Genomic DNA, 10,495 nt, shown 5'->3' with positions numbered 1-10,495 from the left:
ATCAGTTCAACATAGCTGACCGCCTTTTCTTTTCAGTGACTTTTCACCTGAACAGATATGTCAATTTTTTATCCATACTTTTCTAAGTATTATTTTCCGCTCGCTTATCTTTAGTCTAAACTCCAGTAATTAGGAGGAACGGCAATAGACGGGGGTAAATAAAGTGTATCTTTACAAAGAATTGGTATAACTCATAAAAATATTGCAATGCCATTAACTAAAAAGTGATGGCATTATTTTATGTACAGACAATAATAGCCTTGGCATTAGTGCAAGTGCATATTAGCCGTCATGCCCTAACATTTAGATCAAAAATCCCCTCAGTCACCTTGGCAAGACCAAGATGTGGTTGAGGGGAAGCACTTTATCAATACAACTCCAAAATTTCACACCACTACACCCGTTTATCAATACAGATAATATGTTATGATCATCTGCGGCAATATACGGTTACTATCAATGACCTGGACAAAGGCATTAATAGTAATCAGGCTGTGGCTGTGGTTGTGGCACTGCAAAATTTGATCCATCGTACAAGTAGCGACTGGCTTCCTCTTCTAGACGATGAATCAGAAAAGGTTCAATAGTGTTACCATGTCGCAGTGCGGCTAGATATCCATCCAAATACATCCGCATATCATCCGTGCGATAACCGCGATTCCATAACTCGGCGAAGGCGTCGGTAAGTCTTTGGTAATAGCGGATGGTTTGTGTGTCTTGGAGCATAACTGCTGTATTAATCTCTCTGGAATGAGAATTGTAAATGATTCACGCCGAAATGTGAAGTCTCACTTTTATTTTGGCATTGACTCAAAGCTTATAAATCTACTTTGGGCAATACATTCAGCAGCTACAATTTAACTAAATCCTATTCCAGAAAACCCGGAATATGATTATTTAACAAGCTATTTTTATGATTTTCTCTATTAACAGCCAAATTTAATTGGTAAGTACGGGGATCAATCTTTGTTAAGATAGAATCCGAGTTTACCATGAGACTGAAAGATAGTTATGGTAGTCGTTAGCTAGTTTAGTTAGAGTTTTTTTGGACATTACAACTTGCTAGTTAGTAAGCTATTTAGCCAAAAGAACTTTTGATAAGTCTAACAAAAATTTAAGAATATTACTAATCGGCTCTCGGCAAGGCAGAAATTAAAGATATTGCCACTCTTCCTATGGGGAAATGTAAAGATAATAGCAATTGAAGTAACAAAGACTACAAAACCTTGGGCATGGGCTTGTTACTTTGAAAGTCATCAACGCTAAGGGGTCTTGCCGCCGTGGGTTCGGTTTGTATTGAAATCGTTGAGGGAAATCCCCATCTGAGGTCGTTGCTGGGTTGGCACTTGCAACAACTGGAATACCGTGTGCATCAAGCCGCCAGTATTTATCAAGCAAGGGAAGTATTTTTAAGCCATCAACCAACACTGGTCATCCTTGATGCTGATCTACCTGATGGTGATGGTATTGAGTTTTGTCGTTGGTTGCATCGTCAGCAGCAGCCTCTCATCCTCATGCTATCTGCCCGTAGTAATGAAGCTGATATTGTCGCAGGTTTAAAGGCGGGTGCAGATGACTACCTAAGCAAACCTTTTGGAATGCAAGAATTTCTGGCAAGAGTAGAGGCATTAATTCGCCGCAAGCGCACACCCACAGCACCAGCTTATTTGGATTATGGTACTTTGCAAATCGATTTAGTACAGCGCCGCGTCCGCTTCCAAGGGGAGTTCATCGACTTAACACCCCAAGAATTCAGTTTGTTGTATGTTTTGGCGCAAGCCGGGGGAGTGCCTCTGAGTAGGTCGGAATTGCTGCGTCGTGCGTGGCCTGATGCCATCGACAACCCGCGCACCATTGATACTCACGTTTTATCGCTGCGGAAAAAGGTTGAACTTGATCCCCGCCAACCTAGTTTGATTCAAACTATCCGCAATGTAGGATACCGTTTTAACATGGAAATTTTGAATGTTAATGTTTCACAGTCACAAACAAAGTTAGCTAAAGAAAGATTTAGCAATCAACGTGCAACACTTAGTGGTCAATTAACACAGTCCTGAGTCTTGAGTTGTGAGTAGTGATTTTTAACTCCATTCTTCAGTTGCTTGGGCTTCTGCTTGCATCAAGCTTTCTCGTAAGTTAACCCAATTTATTTCGGATACACTTTGATTTGCCAATAGATGACCTTGTTTTAGGTGTAATAACCGTGTACAAAACATCTGGGCTAGCTCTAGTTGGTGATTTACCATCAAAATTGTGGTTTGATGAGTTTGACTCAGTTGGATTAAGATTTGCATCATACGAAAAGCAGTACCAGCATCCAGGGCAGAGGTTGGCTCGTCTAATAGTAAAATTTTCGGTTGGATGACTAAGGCACGAGCGATCGCTACTAGCTGTCGTTCTCCAGCAGAAAGTTGTACCTCAGTTCGCCCTAACCATTCACTGGGAATGTGTAGTTGTTCTATCCAGTCACTAACTCGTTGCTGAATTGTCTGTTTGGGTAAACCACGCAAAACCAGCGGATAAGCCAAGGCTTGCTGAACTGTCATTCCCAACAGCTTCGACTCTTGTAATACAAGTGTCACCTGTTGACGTAGCTGAATAGCAGGAATTTGGCGATACTCTTGATTTTCTAGATAGATTTTACCGTTGCTGGGTTCAATCAGCCGATTGAGGAGGCGTAATAAAGAAGTTTTGCCAGCGCCAGGTGAACCTACAATAGCAAGGCGTTCACCGCAGGTGTTAGTGGAGCGATCGCCTACGTACAACTCTAAGGAAATATCCTGCAATATGGGATATCCCTGCTGATTACCTGGAAGCTGGGTTTTTAGTTTTGTAAACAGATTAACTTTCTCTAGCCGTAGTATGGCTCTTGCTGTCACATTATCCAAGTTCAATGAGGGAGATGAAGGAGTGGGGAAGTGGGAGAGTGGGAGCAAGTTTTCCCCTCTGCCTCTTGACTTTTGACCTTTGACTTTTGACCCTTGACCAATTCTAAGTTAGTTGTCAAGTGGCTAAGGCTGTGGCGATCGTCCAGCCATCGACTAATAGTAGCAGCAGGGTGAATCCCAGTAAAATCAGGTACATCCATGGCTGTGCTAAAGGGCGAACATCTGTAGTATCAATACCCGTCTTCGCTTGCACAATTTGCACAAAACGAGCAAATCCAGCTACACGCATTGGTAGTAAATAAGCTTTCCCCTCCTGGCTAAGGAAATAATAAACCAGTCCTCCTTGTCCAGTAGTGCGAGGTTTTAACTCTTTGACTTGTGACCAAGGTAAGCTCCAACCTTTACGAAATAAGCGAGGAACCCAAGTGGGGTAAGTAACCTGAATTCCTTGGTCATCTATCATTACTCGTTCAGTCAATACCGCATATAAAGCAACGAAGCCGATGCTAATCCCTACCCATAATAATTCTGGTGGTACAGGTGCAGCCGTTACCTGCGATAAGAAAGGTAATGGTACTGTGAGTGCTAGATATAGACTCAACAATGTAATCCGAATTAACGGAGATAGGCGAAAAATAGAAGCTGAGGTATTGGCTGAGTTGGCTGTCACGGCTCAATCACGATTGTTGGCTTTAAGTTCATACTAACTGGGAACCTGGCAAGCATTCAGGCGGATAAACATAAATGTAGAGCTTCCGGAGAAACACTCTGTTGAAATTCTCCTGACGATTTAATTAGGGTAAATATTTTTGTACTACACTCCAACCAGTCAAAGATACCCAGGCGAATCCCACAAACAGGACAATATTCACGCCAATGTGTAAAGGTCTAGCCCAAGCTCGTCTGGCACGAATTTGCGTAGCACTAAAAGCAGATAGTAAAACTAACACTACCACTATCAGCCCTGCTACCAAGTGTGACGAGTGTCCCAAGGAACCAAAATGTCCCAAAGTTCCAACAATACCAATTACCAGCAGTAGCAGTACTAAACCTACCATGCTGATACCGATTATGTAGTGCAGCGATCGCACTCCCCTATTTCCGCCCATAAATGGGTTAATAAAAGGAAACTCTCGCAAAGTTCTCGCCCGAAACATTAAAACGCCGGTGACAGCTAACATCAAATATGCTACTAGGGACAACCCCATAGACCAAGCGGCTATTTTCCACAACCAAATAAAAGAAGGCAGATTCATTCCTTAGTGCGCTATAAAAAAGCACATTTTCTCGTGAGGGCACTCAACAGTCAACAGTCCAAAGTCAGAGTAAGCTTTTTTTATCCATTGAAGTTGTACATTAACTCGTTAGATTGTCATTAGTCATTAGTCATTTGTGTTTATAAAGGACTAATGACTAATAAAGGTCTTAACGAAAAGATACAACATTTAGACAAGTTAGCTTATTCAATTACTCTTGACCCTTGACCAATAAACAAAAAGGGCTACTGAATTCAGCAACCCTCAAATTGGGCAAAATTGAGCAAAATTTTTTTCTTAATCAACAGATGCTAAACCAGCGACTTGTAAAGGTTTTGTAGTATCTCCGGTTTTTGTATTAATTGACTGTACTATTGGTTTGGTATTAATAGGGTCTTTTTCTGCTGACAAGTCTGTATCAAATTCATAACTGCTTGGTTCTTTGAGCATCAGGCGATCGCACGGAATCTTATCGGATAAAATTGCACTTGCCATCATACCCGTATGAATCTCCATTTGAGCTTTTCGTGGAGCTTCAAACACGAGGCGTTGCCCAGGAAAAACAACCCGTTCAAAGTACCAGTTGGGAATATTGGAGATGCGAGCCACCTGTATTTTGCTCGTGGCATTAACGTAGCAGCAGAGAATTTTCCCCGATTGCTCCGGTGGTAGAGGATCTAATATTTGAGCCATAACTGCTGAGGAGCTTTACGCCACAATTTTACATTACACTAGCCCAGCCTAGCATCAGCTGATCCCCGGTTGCTGTAACTCCTAATACCAACTGAATCTTTGGAGATTATTTATATCTAAAGAAATATCTTAAAGTTATAAAATTTTTGTAAATATCCATGCATTTTTTTGAATTATACACTATACGTAGAAGTTTTTAATATTTTTTTCTGGTAAAAATGCTTTAACTCGCTTAAGGCAGATAATTAGAGTATTGGTACGACGATCCCCCTGTTTGTTGCCTAACTAGGAAGAGAGTTTTTTGCTTCATCTATCACAGGACTAATAAGCTTTGATCATCGCTTAATGAATAAGCTCAATGTTATCGTAAAGCTATATGAAAAATATCTTCATAAAACCTCTATCTAAATGCCATGCATTTGGTAAATGTAACAATTTTCACAGCTACCAACAGAAGGTTAGTAAGTACTATAAATCCGTTTATATGTCAAGCTACATCTGTGAGATACAGAGTAGCCAAAACAAACACACGCTTTAAAACTGGAATTTCTCTCACTCTCCCCAAAATATTGGCAAGATGGAAGTTAAAACACCCATGATGGAAAATCGAATTCTCTACGTTCGCCTTCCCTGTAACCCCATCTTTCCTATTGGGGTTATCTACCTTAGTGATCATGTCCACAAGCAGTTTTCCAATATTGAACAGCGCATCTTTGATTTGGGAACAGTACCACCTTTAGATTATGCTGCCGCCTTGGATCGCTGTGTCGATGAATTTAAACCGACACTGCTAGTCTTTTCTTGGCGGGATATCCAAATATATGCCCCAGTCGGCGGACGCGGTGGTAATCCTTTGCAAAATGCCTTTGAATTTTACTACGCCAAGAATCTTCTATTGAAACTACGCGGCGGATTGGGCGGTTTGCGAATCTTCATCGCTTACTATGTAGAATTATGGCGCAACCTGGGATTAATCAAACGCGGTTTAAAACGCGCCCAGAAATATAATTCTAATGCTCGTGTAGTTGTAGGCGGTGGTGCAGTCAGCGTGTTTTACGAACAGTTGGGTAAAAGCTTACCTAAAGGGACAATTATTTCTGTGGGTGAAGGGGAAACTCTCTTGGAAAAACTTTTAAGTGACAAAGAGTTTCAAGATGAACGTTGTTACGTAGTAGGAGAAACTCAGCCACGGAAACGGCTAATTCATGAACAACCCACCCCACTGGAGAAAACTGCCTGTAACTACGACTATATTGAAAGCATTTGGCCCGAATTTAACTATTACCTCCAAGAACAAGACTTCTACATAGGTGTCCAAACAAAGCGTGGTTGTCCCCATAACTGTTGCTATTGTGTCTACACCGTAGTTGAAGGCAAACAAGTACGCATCAACCCAGCCGATCATATAGTTGCTGAGATGCAGCAACTATATGATCGCGGCATTCGGAATTTCTGGTTTACCGACGCTCAATTCATCCCAGCGCGGAAATTTATCGATGATGCTGTAGAACTATTGCAAAAAATCGTTGATTCTGGTATGACAGACATCCATTGGGCAGCATATATCAGAGCCGACAATTTGACACCAGAGTTGTGCGACTTGATGGCAAAAACTGGGATGAACTATTTTGAAATCGGGATTACTAGTGGTTCCCAAGAACTCGTGCGGAAAATGCGGATGGGGTACAACCTGCGAACCGTCTTGCAAAACTGCCGTGACTTAAAAGCAGCTGGTTTCAACGACTTAGTTTCTGTCAACTACTCCTTTAACGTTATTGACGAACGTCCCGAAACCATTCGCCAAACCATTGCCTACCACCGCGAACTAGAACGGATTTTTGGTGCTGAGAAAGTCGAACCTGCTATCTTTTTTATTGGACTGCAACCCCATACCCATTTAGAAGAATATGCTTTCAAAGAGGGCATCCTTAAACCAGGATATGATCCAATGAGCTTGATGCCTTGGACAGCCAAAAAACTCCTTTGGAATCCTGAACCTCTTGGTTCATTCTTCGGCGAAGTGTGCTTGCAAGCTTGGCAACAAAACCCTAACGACTTCGGACGCGAAGTTATGAAAATCCTAGAAGAAAAGCTGGGTTGCGCCGACTTAGAAGCAGCACTTTCCGCACCAATGGAGACGAAAGAAAAACAGTTAGTAACTATTTAATAGAAGACGGGAAGACGCAGAATCAAATCAGGCAAAATCCCCTCTTCTTCTTTTCCACTCTCCCACTCCCCCACTCTTTTCTTCCTCTGCGATTATTTTCACCAAATCTCATGTTAGAAGGCTCAATCCTACAACAGCTCCAAACTGCCCATCGTCATAGTACCAGGCCAATTCGATTCGGGGTGTACTACAAAAATACCCTAGTCTCCCTTTGTCATGCCCTAGAAGACCATATTTTAGCCGACGACGGTACACCCCTAGTCATCACAGCCTTCCAACAGGGTAAATGGTATCTGCAAGAAGCCCAACGATATGCAGACATCGCCCAGCGCAGCCGTGAAATTGCCATAATGGCTGCCCCTGACACTGGTTTTGCTGAACATCCCACAAGTCAGTTATCCAACATAGACTTAGTAGAATTAGATCCAGTCGATCCAGTAGCACAGGAATGGCACTTGATTATCTTGTCACCGCAATACACAGCGATGGTAATTTGTCAAGAATTATCAGAGTCAGATTATGGCAACGCTGGAGTACCTACATCAGATTTAGAGCGTAAATTTTACGGCTTGTGGACATTTGAGCCAGAGTTAGTGCAAGAGACAGTAGAAATAGCGATCGCCCACATTAAACAATACAACTCAGCACTGGCGGAAAAGCTTACAAATTATAAACAGGCTATTATACCCTCAATTGCCAGAACGCAAAAGTTGGGTGCAGTTGTCTCCCGTGTAGTAGATTACCTCCAGACTGGACAGGATAATTTATCCATACCAACAGCGCTTCGCCAACAAACGCTAGATCGCAACTTGGTTTCTAACGAAATCCAAGCCTTTTTGCGGATGGCGCAACTGATGGACATGGCAGATGTTAACAATCCAATGGCAGCTGCGGAAGTAGTAGTACTTGCCGAGGCGATGGGACAGCTTTTAGATCTTCCCGCATGGCAGATTAAGAGATTGCGGCTGGCGGCTTTGCTGCATCGCATAGATCCATTACAGAAAGCTGAAAGCGTTCTCACTGGCGGGATATCTACACGTTACCAAGAAGATGCCCCTAGTTCTCCCTTAACTTGTCCCTTAGTACCGGGAGCGCAAGTACTGCGAACAATGCCACGACTACGGGCAGTTGCTCAAATTATCACCCACCAAACCGAATGGTGGAATGGTACAGGAGAACCAGCAGGCTTAGCTGGGGATGCAATTCCCTTAGAGTCAAGAATTTTGGCATTATTGGCAGACTTTCAATGGCGAGTTAATCAGCGAAAATCGTCAAATCAGAGTCGCCAAGAAATATTTACTCAAGCTTTGGATGAGTGCAGACAGCAACAATCCAACCGTTTTGATCCTAAACTTGTAGATACCCTAGCTTTATTAGTTATGGGTTTGCAACAGGGACTTGACTTACCCCAAATGACACCCAAAGTCAGCGCCGGCATCTGGATACTTGATTCCCGCTGGGATAGTCACAGCAAGACTAATGAGGAGATTGGTAGTTACCCCAAATGAATATTGAAGCCATTAAATTAGGAAAACTCAAACACTTACCAGGGGCAAATTTAGAAGACGAGGAACTCTCCCAACTGGATTTAAGCCGCATTAATCTTGCTGGCGCTACCCTTGTTGGCACCAATTTCGCAGCTTCCAAACTTGAAGGTGGGCATTTGGAAGGAGCAAATTTGATGGGGGCGAACCTCAAAGAAACTGACTTACGGGCGAACCTAATGGGAGCAAACCTGATGCAAGCAGATTTAACAGGCGCTGACTTGCGGGGTAGCAACTTGCGGGGTGCTAACTTGATGGGAGCGAGACTCAGTGATGTGTCTTTAGCGGGTGCTTTCGTCAGTGGTGCCAATTTGATGAACGTCAACTTACAAGGCGTTGACTTGCGGGGTGCTGACTTGCGCGGTGCAAACCTGACTGGGGCAAATCTTAAAGGTGCAGACTTGAGTCGCGCCGATTTGCAAGGTGCGTTATTAAGTGAAGCAAATCTCGAAGAAGCTGACTTGCGGGGGGCAAATTTGGCCGGGGCGAACTTGACAGGGGCGAATTTGCTCTGTGCGGAGTTAGAAGGTGCAAACTTGAATGGCGTTAATTTGGATAAAACGTGTTTGGTGGGTACAGTGATTGAGACGCTTGCGTAAAAATTGTACCAAAAAACCACCTATGCCGATTATTTGTATTTTTGAGGACTACCCAGAATGACATCCGTCGCCGCCCAAGTCTCAATCACCGCAATTATTCCCATGTTGACTGCGATCGCAAATCGGCAATGGGAACAGTTCAAAGAACTGGAGGCAAATTTTGTATCCCAGTATGGAGTTGAGGTATGGCAAGAGGTTTTTAATTTCCGTCTCAAGCCAGCACTGGATAAAGATTCTGACAGATGGCTACTAATCCAGTGGTGTAGTGAAGGAATTATCTCAGTCAAAAATGTGGCGTAGGTGCGATCGCCATAATTCACCTTTGCGATCGTTTAATTAAAGACTTTTCCTAAGTGCGCTCTTAATGTATCGATACTGCCCCACTGAGATATCAAGCTTGGACTAGACAACAATTTAGCTTTAGTATTATATTAACCCCACTCGGCTCTCGTTTCATTCCTATCAATTTTTAGCCGATATTTTATTTTTCTACAAGTTCATTACTCATTTTTAATTTTTCACTGTTCGCCCCCGTATCCACAAAGCCAGTACACTCATCAACAGTACCCCCATCAATCCTTGTAGAGGATTATTATTCACACCAGTCACCCAATCAGGAACTTTACCAGAATATTTCGTTAATTCTCCAACATTAATAATGTAGTAACCCCAGACTAAACCACCATGTAGACCAATTGGTAAACCCAAGCGTCCCCTACGCCAGCGCTTTCCCCATACCTGCGTTAACCCCAGAACTACTAAAGCTGGAAATTGTGGCAGTGTATTAATAATTGCCTCTAGCGGTTTGATAAAGTGTAGTGCAGCAAAGGCAACGGCATCTGTCCATAGTGCTACGCGCAGACTGTAATCCTTCTGTAACTCATTTAGTAACCAGCCTCGGAATAATAATTCCTCAGCAAACCCGAAACCCAAGCCAACAATTAAACCTTCTAAAATCACTTTCAGCAAGAAAACTTTCGGTTGTTGCCATATCAGCCAACCCCAGAAACCTTGTAGCCCAAAGAGTATCAGAATGTTAATTAACCCCATAGCCAAGCCACGTAGCAAATCTACACCATTTTGCCGCGTGAATTCTAAGCCATAATGTTGCAGCATTTGCGGCTGCTGATAAACGTATTTGCTCCATAACTTGAGCAATAAAATAAAGTTTGCATATAGCAGCACTATTGTCAAGATACTTACTAAGTTAGAATCACGCACTAGTAAGTAAATTGGTGCAGCAAAGGGCAACCACAGCAGCAATAAAATTGCAATAAAACAACCCAGCCTAATGGGGGCAGGGCTTTGGGCTAAACGGACAAAGTTTATTTTCATACTAGATAAGTCA

The 10,495-nt window shown here is 42.7% G+C and carries 12 protein-coding genes; 6 read left to right on the top strand and 6 right to left on the bottom strand.

Annotation, left to right across the window (positions count from 1 at the left end):
- The first annotated feature begins 227 nt into the window (after nt 1-227).
- Complete coding sequence (locus IQ246_RS30730; RefSeq protein WP_255515418.1) at nt 228-353, top strand: hypothetical protein; 126 nt, start codon at nt 228-230, stop codon at nt 351-353.
- Between the two features lie 124 nt (nt 354-477).
- On the opposite strand, the gene IQ246_RS01250 is transcribed toward IQ246_RS30730, so the two are convergent.
- Nucleotides 478-726, bottom strand: a complete 249-nt coding sequence (locus IQ246_RS01250; RefSeq protein WP_191758764.1) for a DUF6761 family protein — start codon at nt 724-726, stop codon at nt 478-480.
- Nucleotides 727-1,280: 554 nt separating this feature from the next.
- Between IQ246_RS01250 and IQ246_RS01245 the strand changes: the two genes are divergently transcribed.
- Entirely contained in the window at nt 1,281-2,057 is a 777-nt protein-coding gene (locus tag IQ246_RS01245; protein WP_193999361.1) for a response regulator transcription factor, read from the top strand.
- A gap of 24 nt (nt 2,058-2,081) precedes the next feature.
- On the opposite strand, the gene IQ246_RS01240 is transcribed toward IQ246_RS01245, so the two are convergent.
- The 4 genes from IQ246_RS01240 to IQ246_RS01225 form a co-directional block, all read right to left on the bottom strand.
- A complete protein-coding gene (locus tag IQ246_RS01240; RefSeq protein WP_193999374.1) occupies nt 2,082-2,888 on the bottom strand; it encodes an ATP-binding cassette domain-containing protein in 807 nt (268 codons plus the stop codon).
- A 115-nt stretch (nt 2,889-3,003) separates the two neighbouring features.
- Nucleotides 3,004-3,558 (bottom strand): hypothetical protein, encoded by a 555-nt coding sequence (locus IQ246_RS01235; protein ID WP_193999359.1) that lies wholly within the window; start codon nt 3,556-3,558, stop codon nt 3,004-3,006.
- Nucleotides 3,559-3,682: 124 nt separating this feature from the next.
- On the bottom strand, nt 3,683-4,144 hold the full coding sequence (locus tag IQ246_RS01230) for a DUF4079 domain-containing protein (RefSeq protein ID WP_193999357.1): 462 nt from the start codon (nt 4,142-4,144) through the stop codon (nt 3,683-3,685).
- Between the two features lie 297 nt (nt 4,145-4,441).
- A complete protein-coding gene (locus IQ246_RS01225; protein WP_193999355.1) occupies nt 4,442-4,837 on the bottom strand; it encodes a DUF1830 domain-containing protein in 396 nt (131 codons plus the stop codon).
- A 577-nt stretch (nt 4,838-5,414) separates the two neighbouring features.
- Here IQ246_RS01225 and IQ246_RS01220 point away from each other — a divergent pair.
- From IQ246_RS01220 to IQ246_RS01205, 4 genes are all read left to right on the top strand, one after another.
- Complete coding sequence (locus tag IQ246_RS01220; RefSeq protein WP_193999353.1) at nt 5,415-7,004, top strand: photosystem II high light acclimation radical SAM protein; 1,590 nt, start codon at nt 5,415-5,417, stop codon at nt 7,002-7,004.
- A gap of 110 nt (nt 7,005-7,114) precedes the next feature.
- Nucleotides 7,115-8,512: a DICT sensory domain-containing protein gene (locus tag IQ246_RS01215; protein WP_193999351.1), complete on the top strand. Its 1,398-nt coding sequence runs from the start codon at nt 7,115-7,117 to the stop codon at nt 8,510-8,512.
- Entirely contained in the window at nt 8,509-9,147 is a 639-nt protein-coding gene (locus tag IQ246_RS01210; protein WP_193999349.1) for a pentapeptide repeat-containing protein, read from the top strand. Before IQ246_RS01215 ends, IQ246_RS01210 begins: the two co-directional genes overlap by 4 nt.
- 57 nt (nt 9,148-9,204) lie before the next feature.
- The gene (locus IQ246_RS01205; protein ID WP_193999347.1) at nt 9,205-9,447 is read left to right on the top strand and encodes a hypothetical protein; all 243 of its coding nucleotides are present in this window, start codon (nt 9,205-9,207) and stop codon (nt 9,445-9,447) included.
- 210 nt (nt 9,448-9,657) lie between these two features.
- Here IQ246_RS01205 and IQ246_RS01200 read toward each other — a convergent pair whose 3' ends face one another.
- A complete protein-coding gene (locus tag IQ246_RS01200) occupies nt 9,658-10,482 on the bottom strand; it encodes a CPBP family intramembrane glutamic endopeptidase (protein ID WP_193999345.1) in 825 nt (274 codons plus the stop codon).
- Between the last annotated feature and the right edge of the window lie 13 nt (nt 10,483-10,495).

The organism is aff. Roholtiella sp. LEGE 12411 (genome assembly GCF_015206995.1).
Taxonomy (GTDB): Bacteria; Cyanobacteriota; Cyanobacteriia; order Cyanobacteriales; family Nostocaceae; genus Komarekiella.
This window is presented reverse-complemented; position numbering and strand designations above follow the sequence as displayed.